This window comes from Flavobacterium pasteuri, from assembly GCF_048286615.1.
Lineage (GTDB): Bacteria > Bacteroidota > Bacteroidia > Flavobacteriales > Flavobacteriaceae > Flavobacterium.
Map to the genome: position 1 here is coordinate 248263 of NZ_JBLVPN010000004.1, position 14328 is coordinate 262590.

17 protein-coding genes and 1 tRNA gene are annotated in these 14328 nt (G+C 32.9%); 8 read left to right on the forward strand and 10 right to left on the reverse strand.

Annotated elements, in window-relative coordinates; translation table 11 throughout:
- Positions 1 to 270 precede the first annotated feature (270 nt).
- Positions 271 to 447, forward strand: a complete 177-nt coding sequence (locus ACNQF6_RS08130) for a hypothetical protein (protein WP_417964869.1) — start codon at positions 271 to 273, stop codon at positions 445 to 447.
- A 25-nt stretch (positions 448 to 472) separates the two neighbouring features.
- Here the strand turns inward: ACNQF6_RS08130 and ACNQF6_RS08135 are convergent, their stop codons facing one another.
- The 5 genes from ACNQF6_RS08135 to ACNQF6_RS08155 all read right to left on the reverse strand — a co-directional run bounded on the left by ACNQF6_RS08135 (position 473) and on the right by ACNQF6_RS08155 (position 5771).
- Complete coding sequence (locus ACNQF6_RS08135) at positions 473 to 1558, reverse strand: glycoside hydrolase family 130 protein (RefSeq protein WP_417964871.1); 1086 nt, start codon at positions 1556 to 1558, stop codon at positions 473 to 475.
- Between the two features lie 873 nt (positions 1559 to 2431).
- Positions 2432 to 3745 (reverse strand): amidohydrolase, encoded by a 1314-nt coding sequence (locus tag ACNQF6_RS08140; protein ID WP_417964873.1) that lies wholly within the window; start codon positions 3743 to 3745, stop codon positions 2432 to 2434.
- Positions 3746 to 3954: 209 nt separating this feature from the next.
- Positions 3955 to 4581: a peptide-methionine (S)-S-oxide reductase MsrA gene (gene msrA, locus ACNQF6_RS08145; protein ID WP_417964875.1), complete on the reverse strand. Its 627-nt coding sequence runs from the start codon at positions 4579 to 4581 to the stop codon at positions 3955 to 3957.
- A gap of 17 nt (positions 4582 to 4598) precedes the next feature.
- A complete protein-coding gene (gene msrB, locus ACNQF6_RS08150; RefSeq protein WP_417964878.1) occupies positions 4599 to 5159 on the reverse strand; it encodes a peptide-methionine (R)-S-oxide reductase MsrB in 561 nt (186 codons plus the stop codon).
- Between the two features lie 150 nt (positions 5160 to 5309).
- Positions 5310 to 5771, reverse strand: a complete 462-nt coding sequence (locus ACNQF6_RS08155) for a GNAT family N-acetyltransferase (protein WP_417964880.1) — start codon at positions 5769 to 5771, stop codon at positions 5310 to 5312.
- A gap of 165 nt (positions 5772 to 5936) precedes the next feature.
- Between ACNQF6_RS08155 and idi the strand changes: the two genes are divergently transcribed.
- From idi to ACNQF6_RS08190, 7 genes are all read left to right on the forward strand, one after another.
- Positions 5937 to 6485 (forward strand): isopentenyl-diphosphate Delta-isomerase, encoded by a 549-nt coding sequence (gene idi, locus ACNQF6_RS08160; protein WP_417964882.1) that lies wholly within the window; start codon positions 5937 to 5939, stop codon positions 6483 to 6485.
- A gap of 12 nt (positions 6486 to 6497) precedes the next feature.
- Positions 6498 to 6908: a 6-pyruvoyl trahydropterin synthase family protein gene (locus ACNQF6_RS08165; RefSeq protein ID WP_417964884.1), complete on the forward strand. Its 411-nt coding sequence runs from the start codon at positions 6498 to 6500 to the stop codon at positions 6906 to 6908.
- Positions 6908 to 7363, forward strand: coding sequence for a peroxiredoxin (locus tag ACNQF6_RS08170; RefSeq protein WP_417964886.1), 456 nt, complete (start codon positions 6908 to 6910; stop codon positions 7361 to 7363). Before ACNQF6_RS08165 ends, ACNQF6_RS08170 begins: the two co-directional genes overlap by 1 nt.
- A 152-nt stretch (positions 7364 to 7515) precedes the next feature.
- Positions 7516 to 8478, forward strand: coding sequence for a type I phosphomannose isomerase catalytic subunit (locus ACNQF6_RS08175; protein WP_417964888.1), 963 nt, complete (start codon positions 7516 to 7518; stop codon positions 8476 to 8478).
- Positions 8479 to 8546: 68 nt separating this feature from the next.
- A complete protein-coding gene (locus ACNQF6_RS08180) occupies positions 8547 to 8813 on the forward strand; it encodes a hypothetical protein (protein ID WP_417964890.1) in 267 nt (88 codons plus the stop codon).
- A gap of 78 nt (positions 8814 to 8891) precedes the next feature.
- Positions 8892 to 8965, forward strand: a tRNA-Thr gene (locus tag ACNQF6_RS08185).
- Positions 8966 to 9094: 129 nt separating this feature from the next.
- The gene (locus ACNQF6_RS08190; RefSeq protein ID WP_417964892.1) at positions 9095 to 9559 is read left to right on the forward strand and encodes a hypothetical protein; all 465 of its coding nucleotides are present in this window, start codon (positions 9095 to 9097) and stop codon (positions 9557 to 9559) included.
- Positions 9560 to 9772: 213 nt separating this feature from the next.
- Here the strand turns inward: ACNQF6_RS08190 and ACNQF6_RS08195 are convergent, their stop codons facing one another.
- The 5 genes from ACNQF6_RS08195 to ACNQF6_RS08215 all read right to left on the reverse strand — a co-directional run bounded on the left by ACNQF6_RS08195 (position 9773) and on the right by ACNQF6_RS08215 (position 14319).
- Complete coding sequence (locus ACNQF6_RS08195; protein WP_417964893.1) at positions 9773 to 10483, reverse strand: DUF4369 domain-containing protein; 711 nt, start codon at positions 10481 to 10483, stop codon at positions 9773 to 9775.
- A gap of 213 nt (positions 10484 to 10696) precedes the next feature.
- Positions 10697 to 12565 carry a M61 family metallopeptidase gene (locus tag ACNQF6_RS08200; protein WP_417964895.1) on the reverse strand — a complete coding sequence of 623 codons (1869 nt, stop codon included), beginning with the start codon at positions 12563 to 12565 and terminating at the stop codon, positions 10697 to 10699.
- Between the two features lie 121 nt (positions 12566 to 12686).
- Positions 12687 to 13028 carry a hypothetical protein gene (locus tag ACNQF6_RS08205; protein WP_417964897.1) on the reverse strand — a complete coding sequence of 114 codons (342 nt, stop codon included), beginning with the start codon at positions 13026 to 13028 and terminating at the stop codon, positions 12687 to 12689.
- Between the two features lie 66 nt (positions 13029 to 13094).
- Complete coding sequence (locus tag ACNQF6_RS08210) at positions 13095 to 13373, reverse strand: DUF2805 domain-containing protein (protein ID WP_131915345.1); 279 nt, start codon at positions 13371 to 13373, stop codon at positions 13095 to 13097.
- Positions 13374 to 13500: 127 nt separating this feature from the next.
- Complete coding sequence (locus ACNQF6_RS08215; RefSeq protein WP_417964899.1) at positions 13501 to 14319, reverse strand: sterol desaturase family protein; 819 nt, start codon at positions 14317 to 14319, stop codon at positions 13501 to 13503.
- Positions 14320 to 14328 lie beyond the last annotated feature (9 nt).

Consider the following 14328-nt stretch of genomic DNA (forward strand, 5'->3'; position numbering starts at 1 on the left):
ATTGATTTATTTTTAAAGCATCTTAATTTTACAAGGTACATTCTGTTTTGGATAACAGATAAAATAAGAAATTATAAAAATCATACATATGTTTCAAAAATTTAAAAAGTCTGAAATTTTAATTTTAGTACTGGTTGTAGTGTTAATTTTCACTTCTGAATATTTTTATATTGTGTTAAAAGATCCTCAGAGAGCGATTTTTATTGGCTTATGGCCCCCAACTATTTTAGGTTTTTTAATATTTTTAAATCTTAAACTCAAAAAATAATTATGGAAAATATAGAATTAATTATCATGACTGTAGTGGTAATTTTATGCTTTGTTATGTTCTTTATTTCTACTTTTAACGAATTTGAAAAAGTTGAAAAAAAAAATTTAACAACCGAAAATAGTAGGGGTATAATATCTAGATTCCTGGCATACCTAGAAAGTTTAGTAGCTGAATAGTTTTTTACAATTGGAGTGATTGAGTTTATTTTTTAACAGCAACGGCTATTTTTGAATCGGCAGTTCCATAATATAAAAACCATTGTTTTTTAAAATAAACTAATCCTTCTACAAAGCAAACTTCATTTACCTCACCGGTTTTTTCATAAGGTTTGTCCGGGTGAATAAAATAATCTTCCATTCGGTCTATTAATTTATAGGGCTTTTCTTTATCAAATAGCGCTTGACTTGCTGCGTAAGTGAATTTAGGTAAACTCGAATCATTATAATTGGCTGCATTACTTCCGTTGTAAATTAGAACAATACCTTCTTTTTGGAGTAAAGCAAAAGGACCTGGTTCAACTAAACGACTATCAAAATAACCCATTCGAGGATGTAAAACGGTAATCATTTTTTTGCTTTCTTCATTTTCGGCCACTTTCCAATGGATGAGATCTTCAGAAGTCGCAAGATACAAATCAGTATCCCCAAAATACATCCAGTATTTGCCTTTAATTTTTGTGGCTGTAATTTTATCGCCGTCTAATTTACAAACGATAGCTCCTGATTTTGACCACAAATCTTTGTGTTTTTCTTCGTTTAAAACTAAACCGTGTTTTGTCCACGTTTTTAAATCCTTTGAGCTGGCTAAACAGAGGCGTGCTGTTTTACCATCATAGGAGGTATAAGTCATGATATAAGTTCCATTCTCGCTTTCTATGATTCTTGGATCCTCTACTCCACCTTTCCATTCATACTGTTTCATCATATCGTTGTCAGGATAGAATATTGGAGCCGATTGTTTTTTAAAGTGCAATCCGTCTTCACTAATGGCCAGCCCTAATCTTGACGTCATGTCTTTGTCTTGTGCTCTGTAGATGAGATATACTTTTCCGTCTTTGACAATCGCTGATGGATTAAGGACATTTCTTTCCTCCCAGTGTACTTCTTTGTTATTTATTGGAGATTGAAAAACTTGATTTAATTGAGGTTCTAAAATCGGATTAAGGCTGTCTACTTTTACAAAGTTGAGCATCGCCCAATCTTTGTTTTTAGTTTCGGATTTATAAGTGGAATTACTGCCACAACCGATTAGAGCAAATAAGAATAATAGCGTAATGGTTTGTTTCATAATGTTCAAAATAGTTTAGGAGGAACGTATAATTCTTATTAAGGATGGTTTTTAGTTTTGATTGGTCTTAATTATTTATATAAGAGTCTGATAGGGTAAAGTTGCATTTATTTTGTCGAATAACAATTCTCTGTTTAAGTTAATACTGTTTTACTTATTTGAAGTTGTTTCTTTTCTCTTGAAATTGTCTTATTTGACTTAATGCCTTTTTTTAAATGATTGATGACAACTTCGTAATCATGCTATTCTCCAAGTAAATCCGATAAAATATTTTTTTTGCAACTATTGGTTTTGTGATTCGCAGATTAGAATTTTTATTGTATTGGTATGTTTTTAAGCGTTTGCGAAAACTGTGCATTTGCATTTTTTTAAACTTGGTTTTGCACATTAATTTTAATTACCCTTCATTTTTTATAAAATATTATTTTAGAATAAAAAGGGATGATACTTGCAACAATGGATGCGCTTAACAAGGCATAAAGAAGCTTCTTTTTTTCTTCAAATTCTTCGTTTGTAATTTCTTCTTTAGTATTTTTTTTTCAGAATATCCAATGAAGGTTCCTTTTTTGTTCGCTGACCAAGAAAGTTATAAAGAGTTGCAAATACCCAAATGAGGATGATTATCCAAAAATCTACTAGAAAAAATGCATTCCACCAGAATGATACTCATTATACATAACGTAGTATTTAAGTTGTTGAAAATCAATATAAATATATGAATTATAGCGCAGTAAATCAATTTAGTACATTAGATTTTTCATGTATATGGCAAAAAAAAACGCCTCATTGTAGTGAGACGTTTTTTGTGTTTTTACTATTGTGGAATTGATTATCAATTGGCAATACCTAGTTAGTGAATTAGTTTTTATATTGTTACTTATTTTTTTTAGTATTCATTTCCATGTAATCTATAGTTAGGGCAGACATTGCTTTCATTCCTAATACAAAACCGCTTTCATCAATATAGAAATCTGGAGTATGATGTGGAGCAGTTTCTGATATTGGCTTGCCTTTAGGAGCACCTCCCAAAAAGAAGTATAGACCCGGTATTTTTTCCTGATAAAATGAAAAATCTTCGGCACCTGCAACCGCAGGAGTCAGTAGAACATTCTCTTTGCCAGCAACAGATTCTAATGTTGGAATCATTTTTTCAGTCAATGATGGGTCGTTGTAGGTAATAGCAGTTTTATTGGTAATACTTACATCGGCAGTGGCTCCGGCACTTTCGGCTATTGCCGTTGCAATTTGCTTTATTCTGGAATGAACCATTTGCTGTACTTTGCTGTCCAGAGAACGAATGGTGCCATTCATTGTAAGTTCCTCCGGAATGACATTGCTTCGTACCCCTGCATTTATTTGTCCAACGCTTACAACTGCAGCTGATTCTGTTATATTTACATTTCGACTAATAATGGTTTGCAATCCCATTATAATCTGAGAAGCAGTAACAATTGGGTCAATACCAAGCCACGGATAAGCACCATGCGTTTGTTTACCCATTATTTTTATTTTAAACCAATCGGATGCTGCCATTGTACCTCTTGGACGGTACTTTATTGTGCCAACTTCTGTCTGGGCATTAATATGTAATCCGAAAATAACATCTACTTTGGGATTAGTAAGAACGCCTTCTTTTATCATCAATTCTGCTCCTCCTTCTTCGCCTTCAGGCGGTCCTTCTTCGGCAGGTTGAAAAATGAATTTAACGGTTCCTTTTAAGTCGCTTTTTATAGATGCTAAAATTTCGGCTGTTCCCATTAAAATTGCAATATGTGTATCGTGCCCACAAGCGTGCATGATAGAAACTACTTTGCCATTGTATTCCCCTTCTGCTTTGGAAGCAAAAGGAATGTCTACTCGTTCTTTTACAGGTAATGCATCAATATCAGCTCTTAGGGCGACAACCGGACCTGGTTTTCCTCCTTTTAGAATACCAACAACTCCAGTTTTCCCCACTCCGGTTTGTACCTCAATCCCAAGAGAACGCAGGTGTACCGCTATTTTTTCGGCAGTTTTAAATTCTCTGTTTCCTAATTCTGGGTTTTGGTGAAAGTCTCTTCGCCAAGTAATAACTTTGGATTCTAAAGAAGTTGCCTTTTGAGCAATCTTAGCTTTTAGTACTTCATTTTGCGCAGAAGCAAAAAGGGAGAAAGTGAATAATCCTGTAAAAAGAATAATTTTTTTCATTGGGTGTGGTGTGAAATTGGGTTTGATAACAGCAGTTATTTCAAATGAAATTGAGGCTATTTTGATGGTAAATAGGGTCGGTTAAAACAAATATAGCAAAAATATTTTGCCTTGCAGCAATTTTAAAGAGTAGTGTAAAGCATCTTGAATTTAGTAGGATATAAAAAAAAAACGCCTTGTTTGTAGTAACAAGGCGTTAGTTTAATAATTTATTTTTTCTTCTTTAATCGGCTTTTAAAAAGCTTTTCAAATTTTTCCATTTTGGGTTGAATTACCATTTGACAATATGGTTGGCTTTTATTGTTGGCGTAATAATTCTGATGGTAGTCTTCGGCTTTGTAAAATTTAGTTAGCGGTTCTAATGTTGTAACTATCTGACTGTCATAAATTACAGCTTTTTTCATTGCAGCGATGATTGTTTGTGCTGCTTTTCTTTGTGCTTCATTTTTATAAAAAATAGCAGAACGATATTGAGTTCCTACATCGGCACCTTGTCGGTTTAGCGTAGTTGGATCATGGACTGTAAAGAAAACTTTGAAAATCTCATCCAGATTTGTTACGTTTTTATCGTAGGTAATCTGAACCACTTCGGCATAACCAGATCTTCCAGTAGAAACATCCTCATAAGTAGGATTGGCGACTTTTCCGCCTGCGTATCCTGATATTGCCGATTTTACTCCAATCAGATTTTCATAAACGGCTTCAACACACCAGTAACAACCACCGGCCAATGTAATCGTTTCGAAATTGGATTGTTTTTTGGTTTTATCGACTGAGCTGTTTTGTCCAAACATTCCAAACGAAGTCAATAGCACCATTAAAAATATATTTTTCATAGTAGTTAGATTTATTTTTATTTAGTATCGGGAATAAAGTCAAGAGCGATAGAATTCATACAGTATCTCTTTCCGGTTGGAGCAGGTCCATCATCAAAAAGATGTCCTAAATGGCCGTCACATCTTCCGCAAAGCGCTTCAATTCTTTCCATTCCAAGAGAATTGTCGGTTTTGTAAATAACACTGTTCTTGTTGTCTTGTTCAAAAAAGCTTGGCCAACCACAGTTGCTTGAAAATTTGGCGCCAGAACGAAATAATTTATTGCCACAGGCGGCACAATAATAAGTTCCTTTTTCATCCGTGTCCCAATACTTCCCTGTAAAAGGTCTCTCGGTGTCAGCATTACGAGTTACTTCATAAACGTCGTCGGGTAAAACCTTTTTCCATTCGGCATCACTAACATTGAGTTTTTTTGTGTCTGTATTGGAATAATACGGATTTCCGGGTTTGTTGATAGCATTTCCCATTGTTGTAGATTTTTTTGTAGTGTCTTTTTTGTTTGTCGTTTGTCCACAGGCGGTGAACGTAAATAATGGAAGCAAAAATAAGATGCTTAAAAAACGGGTTGTTGTTCTCATAATTTTCTTTTTGTAAAGTACAAATGTAAAACGCATTTGAATCAAAAAATGTCGCCTACTTTGCAATTAATAGTTATTTAAGTACCTTTTAACTATTGTTAGTTACGGTTAAAAAATAGTTCTGGATTTAGAATTAACAAAACCTTAGTATTATACAAGCATTCGCATGTTGATAAGGTGTTTTTTGAAGCCTACTTTCTCATAGGCCTTTATTGCAGATGCATTATCATTGTATACATCCAGCCTGATTTCGAATACGTCTTGGAGAGTACACCAGTTTTTTAGCGCTTCAATAATTTTAGCGTTTACTCCTTTTCCTCTGTGATTAGGATGGGTATACATAAAACCTAAATAAGCATAGTTCAGATGATTCAGGTAAGGCTTTGCGGACTCTATTCGTGCATATCCAGAGCCTATGAGTTCCAAATCAATTTCTGCAACTAATACTTCAATGTGCGGTGCTGAAATCATTTTTTCAATGTCATAATAATTTATTTTTTCTGCTTTTAAAGTAGGGTCAAAAGGACGTTCGGCAGTAATAATTCCCTGTTCAAATTCAAGGAGTTTTTCTAAATCGTTTGGATGTGCTTTTCTGATGGTTATTGTTTGCATTTTTATATCTAATTTGTCATAAAAATACAAAAGAATTTTTAGAAGTAGGGCGTCAGTTTTATTTGGACAGCCTTAAAATAATTCCGCTTCAACAAATCGAAACAGAACGTTAAAGCTCCCGTCACTAATTATCTTTTTTGTATTTTTGACAAGTAATAGATTTATATGTTAGAAGAAAACGTAATATTAGTCAACCAGAATGATGAGCAGATAGGATTGATGCCTAAACTTGAAGCGCATGAAAAAGCGGTTTTGCACCGTGCTTTTTCAGTTTTTGTTTTAAACAGTAAAAATGAGATCATGTTGCAGCAACGGGCACATCAAAAATACCATTCTCCTTTGCTTTGGACCAATACGTGCTGCAGTCATCAGCGCGAGGGAGAAACAAATATTCAAGCAGGGACCAGAAGATTATTTGAAGAAATGGGTTTTAAAACAGAACTTAAAGAACTATTTCATTTTATATACAAAGCTCCTTTTGATAATGGTTTGACTGAGCATGAACTTGATCATGTCATGATAGGTTATTATGATGAGGTGCCAAAAATCAACTTAGAAGAAGTAGAAGACTGGAAGTGGATGAAAATTGACGCTGTTAAAGAAGATATGGAAGTGCATCCTGGGTTATATACCGTTTGGTTCAAGATTATTTTTGATGAATTTTATCATTTTCTGGAAGAACACAAAAGCCCTTTGTCCCCAAATAACCAATAATTCATAAATTTTATGAAAGTTACCATTTCACGGAAAGCCCATTTTAATGCGGCTCACAGATTATACAGGAAAGATTGGACTTTCGAACAAAACGATGCTATTTTCGGGAAGTGTAATAATCCAAATTTTCACGGGCATAACTATGAACTGATAGTAAGTGTTACCGGCGAAATTGATCCGGAAACGGGTTATGTAATGGATGTGAAATTCTTGAGTGATATTATTAAGGAGGATGTTGAGGATAAATTCGATCATAAAAACCTAAATATTGACGTTCCTGAATTTCAGGATTTGAATCCAACAGCTGAAAATATAGTTGTCGTGATTTGGAATAAAATCAGAAAAAGAATCAAGTCTGAGTTTGATTTAGAAGTTGTTCTTTATGAAACACCACGAAATTTTGTAACTTATAGAGGAGAATAATGGAACTAAAAGTAGGGGACAAAATTCCCAATTTTACAGCTAAAGATACAAATGGATCTGATTTTGACATTGCAACTATAGTGGGACATAAACCGCTTGTTATTTATTTTTATCCAAAAGATAATACACCAGGTTGTACAGCTCAAGCCTGTAGTTTTAGAGATCAGTATGAGGATTTTAAGGATCTTGGTGCGGAAGTGATAGGAATTAGTAGTGATAGCGTCAGTTCCCATCAACAGTTTACTAGACAGTTTAAACTACCTTTTATTCTTTTGTCAGATTCAGATAAAAAAATCAGAAAACTTTTTGGTGTTCCCACCGGAATGTTCGGATTGATTCCGGGAAGAGTGACCTACGTAACCGATAAAAATGGAGTTGTCCAAATGATTTTTGATAGTGTACTGGCTACAAAACATATTCCAAAAGCGTTAGAAGCCATTAAAAAATTAATGTGATTCATTGCAGAAAGCTATAGAAAGACGATTCTCACGGATTTCAATTTATGCTTTATTTTTTGGTTGTTTCCTAGTTTTTGTAAATGGAAATCTATTTTTTCGGAAATAATATGGATTTTTTATACCTTTCGAATTCGAAAAAACTCATATAAATGAAATTTTATCCATTACAATTTGAACCCATTTTAAAAGAAAGAATTTGGGGAGGTGAAAAACTAAAAACACTACTTAATAAACCAATTACATCAATAATTACGGGAGAAAGTTGGGAATTATCTACAGTTGAAGGTGATATTAGTGTTGTTGCAAACGGAGAATGGAAAGGGAAATCATTGACTACTATTATTAATGATTCTCCGGAGGAAATGTTAGGAACAGCAGTTTATGCCAGATTTGGAAAACAATTTCCGTTGCTTTTCAAATATTTAGATGCACGTGAAGATTTGTCTATACAAGTGCATCCTAACGATGAGTTGGCTATGAAACGTCATAATTCTTTTGGTAAAACTGAAATGTGGTACATCATGCAAGCAGATGATGATGCCAGAATTATTGTGGGTTTCAAAGAAAAATCCAATGCTGATGACTATTTAGAGCATCTGAAAAACAAAACCTTGATTTCTATTCTGGACGATGTAAAAGTGAAATCAGGTGATGTTTTCTTTTTAGAAACAGGAACAGTTCATGCTATTGGTGCGGGATTAGTGGTTGCTGAGATTCAACAAACTTCTGATATTACGTATCGTCTTTATGATTTTGACAGGGTAGATGCTAATGGTAATACTAGGGAATTACATGTTGATTTGGCTTTGGACGCTATTAATTACAATAAAGTAGAAACTAAGAAAGAATATACTAGGAACATAAACCATTCGAATGAAATTGTTGACTGTCCTTATTTTACAACGAATTTTATTCCGTTAGATGGAGAAATTTCGATCTCTAAATCAGGAAAAACCTTTACGGTATATATGTGTACAGAAGGAACATTTGAATTAGAATACAACAATTCAAAATTGCAATATAAAAAAGGAGATACTGTTTTGATTCCTGCAGCAATGAATGTATTCATTTTCAGTGGAAAAGCTTCAATTTTAGAAATTTACATTTCATAGTCGGTAATAGAAAGATTATGTGTACTTTTGCAGACGCAAATTAAAATTCAAATTTTAAAAAAATAAAAATGGCAAACGTTAAAAATTTAAAAAAAGACATCAACTACGTTTTAGGAGATATTATTGAAGCAGTTTACTTGTTCGAAATTTCTACAACAGGAAAACCAACAACAGAAACTAATGGTTTAATTGATGAAGCTATCGCTGCTTTTGACGCTTTAATCACTAAAGTGAACGCAAAAAAGGTTGAAAATAAAAAAGCCCACTTCAAACAAATCAATGTTGAATTGGAACAAACTGCAAATCAATTGATTGCTAAAATCAACGAATTGTAGCCAAAAAAAAAGCAAAAAAAGTTTGAATTTGTTTTGGAAAATAGAAATTCAGACTTATATTTGCACCCGTAATGAGTCGCCAGCGTAGCTCAGTTGGCTAGAGCAGCTGATTTGTAATCAGCAGGTCGTGGGTTCGAGTCCCTCCGCCGGCTCTTTAATAAAACCATCCCGTCATAAGCGGGATGGTTTTTTGTTTTTGGTAAAAATGCGAATTGAATTTCGTTTTAATTGAATGTCATAATTTTTTTGTTAATTTGGTATCTAACCTAAAACTATAAATTATGGAAGAGCATTCAGTTATTGAAAATTTTGAAATGAAATTAAATGAGTCTGCTAAAGACTTTTTGAAAGAAACGGCAAAATGGGCTTATTTTTTATCAATTCTTGGTTACATAGGAATTGGTTTTATCGTTTTTGCCGCTTTATTTGCCGGTACATTATTCTCTACTATGGGGAAAATGAATCCAGCGATGGGAATGATGGGATCTTCTTTCGGAATAGTGATGGCAGTCGTTTATTTGCTTATTGCGGCACTTTATTTCTTTCCGGTATATTACTTGAATAAGTTTGCATCTAATGCCAAAGCAGCGTTTAATAACAACGATTCTGATACTTTGACTACTTCTTTAAGATATCTAAAATCACACTACAAATTTATTGGGATTATGACTCTGGTTATTTTCTCTCTGTATCTTTTAATGTTTGTAGCAATGATTGTTGGTGGAATGGCTTTTAATAACGCTTAAACTGCTTTTATATCCATTAATTATGAATGGGAAAAAGGGTTGGAATGTTGTCTAACTACAAAAAAACTTTCAACGCTTGATTCAAATGTTGATGTTTTGTTCTGTCAAACTCAATGTTTACTGTATTCTTAATAAAACAAAAAAAATCATCTTGTGTAATCAAGATGATTTTTTTATTCTAATTAGGGAACAAAATGTAGCTTTTAGAACTGTTTATTTCTGATTCTTGATGCTCGTAATGTATTCCGTTAATTTTTTGCCGTAAAGCGATTGTGCTACTTTAGGTGACATTGATTTTTGAATGGTATCTAAATATTTGATATTAATGTCATAGATTTCGGATAATGCTATGTAAGGTGCCACCTCAAATTTTCTGTTGTTTAGTGCAAAATTAGTAGCAAATAAGTACTTTCTTTTGATGTTAGAATCTTGTCTTGCACTTAAACTATCTATTTTTTGTGTGTTTTGACTTTTGATAGCATTAAATTTTTGCTCAATCAAAGAAAGATTTTCATTTGTGAAACGAGCATTGATTTTTTTATATTCTTCAAATATTTCCTGATTTTTTGACCCTTTAATTTTGGCATCAGATAAATAACGATCTAAACTTGTTTCAATAGTTATGTTTCCTGGCTCAGCAAAGAAGGGTAAATTATTGTCTAAAGAATTGCTCACACCTCTGTCTAAAAATAAATAAAGCATTTCAGGAGACTTTAAATCCAGATTGCTTTCAAATGAGGAACTTCCATCAATGTTGATAGTGTCAATAGCTACTAATGTAGTGTCAACAACTCTTTGGATGTACAAAGTTCCTTTTTTTAATCCTTTGATATTTCCTGTAATATGTAAATTAGTTTTCGATTCATTCTTGTTACAAGAGACCAATAAGATAAGCGTAACGAATGCAATAATTGATTTTTTCATGGAAGTTAAAATTTGTTTTTTTTGAACATGCTATCGCCATTTTTTTTATGATTTGTCTCAAAGCTTCGAGATTGAATCATGACGATTTCATTAGTGTTTATATTTTGGCGCAAAATAAAGAAAATTGTTGGAATGATTTCGTTAACGCATTCAAATTTCACAAAAAAATCCCAATCTATTTCTAAATTGGGATTTCAGGAATTATTTTTGAAATTATGATTTCAACCAAGCTTCTTTTAAAGCAGTTTTGGTTGCATCTGTAGCCTTAAGACCTTCTTTTTCTTCATAAGGAAATTGTGCCTTTCCTTTGATTATTTGTTCCTTACCATCACGTTTTATTATTACGGTAATAGTGTCGTTTTCTTTCCAGTTTTGACTCTCCGTAATCATATCGTAAATGTTATCCAATGAATATGGTTTTTCATTTATTGATACTAAAATATCTCCTCCTTTAAGTCCTAAATTTGTATAAAAAACGTTTAATTCTATGTTTGGAATCACAATGATTTCTTTAGTTTGCTGATTCACCGTGATGTATGGTGATTGCCCTTTTAAGAACACATTTCCAGGTACCTTTTCTATTGATTTAGTAACACCAACTTTAACCAAATAAGTCTCGTAAGGAATTGGAGTAGGGCCAGATACATGAGTACTTAAAAAAGTACCCACTTCAGGATAAGTAAATGAAGTTATTTTGGCAAAAAGCTCAGCGTCATTAAATGGTTTTGAAGCGCCATATTCATGAGATAATTTTTGCATCAAATCAAGAATTCCTCTTTCGCCATTGCTTTTTTCTCTAATAATGATATCAAGACACATTCCAATAAGTGCTCCTTTTTCATATACGTTCAAGTATTGGGCTTTGTATGGTTCTGTCAAGACATTAGCACTCATCGTAGTGAAAGGCATCGTGTCATTCATGGCATTTGCATGCTCAATTTTTTCTGCCATTCGTGTATAAAACTCTTCTTCAGTAATTAATCCTTGGTTGATTTGAAAAAGATTAGCAAAGTATTCCGTCACTCCTTCATACATCCATAAATGTTCTGACATTTTAGGTGTATTGTAATCAAAATAGTGAATCTCCTTAGAATGAATCGTAAGCGGTGTTACAATATGAAAGAATTCATGTGAAACGACATCTTTCATTGATTTAACCAACTCTTCTTTTGGCATCATTTCAGGTAAAACAACGGTAGTTGCTGTAGGGTGTTCTAATGCTCCAAATCCTTTGGCATCAGTAGGTGTCATAGTTGATAGATACAATAAAACGCTGTATTTTTTTGTAGCATTTATTTTTCCTAAAAATGTTTTTTGAGCGGTCATCATCGTTTTCATCTCCGGAGTGATGCTTTCTGCAGTGACTTTTCCAGTAGGAGAATAAACGCCAATCAGTATTTCCATACCATCAACCGTAAAAGTAGTATAGTCCGGCTTAGCATACATTATAGGATTTTCAACTAATTCAGCATAACGAGGAGTTGTAAATACATCATTAGTTGTACTTGCATCTTGATCAGTCATTGAGGTTGCTCCCCAAAGTGTTTCTGAATGCGAAATACTTACAGTGTATGGAAGGTCTTTTTTGTCTTGAAAATAACCTGTAAAACCGTGCATGTTCAGCATGAAGTTTTTCCCTGCATCAATGTTTGTTCCTGCTGGAGAAAAAATATCATTTTGACCAAAACCACCACCTTTTTCAGTGTCAAAAGTGTCGTTTACCAAATAAGTTATTTTTACTAACGTTTTTGCATTTTTAATATTCCAAGTGTTATCATCTGTTTTAGTTACTGCTAAGACACTTCCTTTACTGTCAAATGCTTTAAAATCTTCGATGTATTTTCCATAATCATCTACAGAGTAGGTTCCGGGAACAATTTTAGGAATGCTGTAGGTTACTTCGTCCGTATTGATTTTCGGGGCAGTAATCGTGACAAGTACTTTGTCCTCTTTTACATCATTCAAATTAATTACAACTTTTACTATATCAGTAACGGATTTTGAGTCATTAGTTGAGGTGCTGGCAGTTTTACAGCTCAAAAGAACCGATGCAAATGCGAGTGTAAAAAATATTCTTTTCATTTTGTGTTATTTTATTTTAGTTGTTAGTCTTTCAAATTGTAGAATTGTTACAATTTTTAGGGACTAGAAACTATTTTTAAATTTTTTGTGGTTTAAAACAGGTTTTGTAATAAAATAGATTTTATTTAGTGTTTAATTGATTCATTACTATTTCTGGATTTTCAACTTCAATGATGAGTTTTTTGTAATAATGATTTTCTAATGCTACAATTATGGCTTTCTTTTTATTCATTACATCCCAGAAATTCCTGCCTTTTTTATAAAATGTTCCAGCAGTTATAAAACCAGGAATTTCAGTACCTGGCATTCTAAAGCCTTTCCAAAAAGTAAACTCTTCGTTATTCTGATAGGCTTCAAGAATTTTTTCTTTTGGAATCGTGATTTTACTTTCTAGAGCCCAGATTTTGTGCCAACCTTTTATTTCAAAAATAAAAGTATTGTCTTTTGATGTTACTGAAACCATTATTGAGTTTGTGAAAAGTTAGTTTGCTTAAAAACAAAAAACTCCTTAATATCAGGAGTTTTATTTCTAGTCTAATTTGTTTTTTATATAATATTTTCCATCCAAATCTTCATCAAAATCATCAATCTTAACTGGTTTTGGTTTTGGTTTATTTGCAGTAGCTTTCTTTTTCCACATTTCAAATTTTTCTGCGGGCAGCTTCTTTTTCATAATCTCCAGAACTTCTTTTTCGGCTAAACCAAATTCTTTTTTTATGATCTCAAAAGGATTCTTTTCTTCTAAAGCCAATGTAACAAGTTTTTCTGTTTGCTCCCAGTTCAATTCTTTACGGTTACTCTTTTTCATCACGTGAAAATTAATTCAAATAAGTTGTTAATGATTAATAAATTGCATTTTTAATTACATCCAATATTAAGAAAAAAAATAATTACTTTTTCTCAAAACGTCATTTTTTTTGTACTTTTTAACTATTTTACTTCAAAGATTGTTTTTGAAAGGGTATTTTTAATAAATTTTTTAATTCATTGTGCTCTTCAGGTTTCGGATGCGTGTCGATTCCATAAATGATTTCTTCTCTTGGAAGCGTCATGAAGGTTCCAAAAAGCCTGTCCCAAATTGAAAATATATTTCCATAATTACTATCCGTATACGGCAAAACATAATGATGGTGTACTTTATGCATATCAGGAGAAACGATAAAATAACTCAAAATAGTATCTACTCTTTTTGGAAGCGAAATATTAGCATGATTGAATTGTGTTGCCACAACAGATAATGTTTGGTACAGGAAAACCATCCACATGGGACTTCCAATAATTAAAACGCCCATAGCCGTAAATGTAAATCGAATTACGCTTTCACCCGGATGATGCCTGTTTGCTGTTGTGGTGTCAATCCAAGTATCGGTGTGATGAATCAAATGAAAACGCCACAAGAATTTAGTTTTATGTTCCACTAAATGTACTAGATAAGCACCAATTAAATCTAATAAAAGCAATCCAACTAATGCGTAAAGCCATAAAGGCATTTCAGGGAGCCATTGTAAAATCCCAAAATTATTGGCAATTGTCCAATCGGCTGATTTCAACAATATAAACGCCAAACAAAAGTTGACTACAATAGTGGTAAACGTCATAAAGATATTAATACCCGCATGATGCCATTTTTTGTAGGTAAAGTTAAAAAGTGGAAAAGCATTTTCTATTAACCAAAAAAAAGTGATTCCACCCACAAGAATTAAGCTTCGGTGTGATGATGGAATGGTAGAAAAATAGGCAGTAATATCATTCATAATTGGAGT

Excerpts from the sequence above, each read along its gene's own strand:
- ACNQF6_RS08200 (WP_417964895.1), bottom strand. The coding sequence starts at position 12,565 with ATGAAAAGAATATTTTTTACACTCGCATTTGCATCGGTTCTTTTGAGC.
- ACNQF6_RS08215 (WP_417964899.1), bottom strand. The coding sequence starts at position 14,319 with ATGAATGATATTACTGCCTATTTTTCTACCATTCCATCATCACACCGA.
- ACNQF6_RS08175 (WP_417964888.1), top strand. The coding sequence starts at position 7,516 with ATGAAATTTTATCCATTACAATTTGAACCCATTTTAAAAGAAAGAATT.
- ACNQF6_RS08155 (WP_417964880.1), bottom strand. The coding sequence starts at position 5,771 with ATGCAAACAATAACCATCAGAAAAGCACATCCAAACGATTTAGAAAAA.
- ACNQF6_RS08205 (WP_417964897.1), bottom strand. The coding sequence starts at position 13,028 with ATGGTTTCAGTAACATCAAAAGACAATACTTTTATTTTTGAAATAAAA.
- ACNQF6_RS08180 (WP_417964890.1), top strand. The coding sequence starts at position 8,547 with ATGGCAAACGTTAAAAATTTAAAAAAAGACATCAACTACGTTTTAGGA.
- ACNQF6_RS08170 (WP_417964886.1), top strand. The coding sequence starts at position 6,908 with ATGGAACTAAAAGTAGGGGACAAAATTCCCAATTTTACAGCTAAAGAT.
- msrA (WP_417964875.1), bottom strand. The coding sequence starts at position 4,581 with ATGAAAAATATATTTTTAATGGTGCTATTGACTTCGTTTGGAATGTTT.
- idi (WP_417964882.1), top strand. The coding sequence starts at position 5,937 with ATGTTAGAAGAAAACGTAATATTAGTCAACCAGAATGATGAGCAGATA.
- msrB (WP_417964878.1), bottom strand. The coding sequence starts at position 5,159 with ATGAGAACAACAACCCGTTTTTTAAGCATCTTATTTTTGCTTCCATTA.
- ACNQF6_RS08135 (WP_417964871.1), bottom strand. The coding sequence starts at position 1,558 with ATGAAACAAACCATTACGCTATTATTCTTATTTGCTCTAATCGGTTGT.
- ACNQF6_RS08130 (WP_417964869.1), top strand. The coding sequence starts at position 271 with ATGGAAAATATAGAATTAATTATCATGACTGTAGTGGTAATTTTATGC.
- ACNQF6_RS08190 (WP_417964892.1), top strand. The coding sequence starts at position 9,095 with ATGGAAGAGCATTCAGTTATTGAAAATTTTGAAATGAAATTAAATGAG.
- ACNQF6_RS08195 (WP_417964893.1), bottom strand. The coding sequence starts at position 10,483 with ATGAAAAAATCAATTATTGCATTCGTTACGCTTATCTTATTGGTCTCT.
- ACNQF6_RS08210 (WP_131915345.1), bottom strand. The coding sequence starts at position 13,373 with ATGAAAAAGAGTAACCGTAAAGAATTGAACTGGGAGCAAACAGAAAAA.
- ACNQF6_RS08165 (WP_417964884.1), top strand. The coding sequence starts at position 6,498 with ATGAAAGTTACCATTTCACGGAAAGCCCATTTTAATGCGGCTCACAGA.
- ACNQF6_RS08140 (WP_417964873.1), bottom strand. The coding sequence starts at position 3,745 with ATGAAAAAAATTATTCTTTTTACAGGATTATTCACTTTCTCCCTTTTT.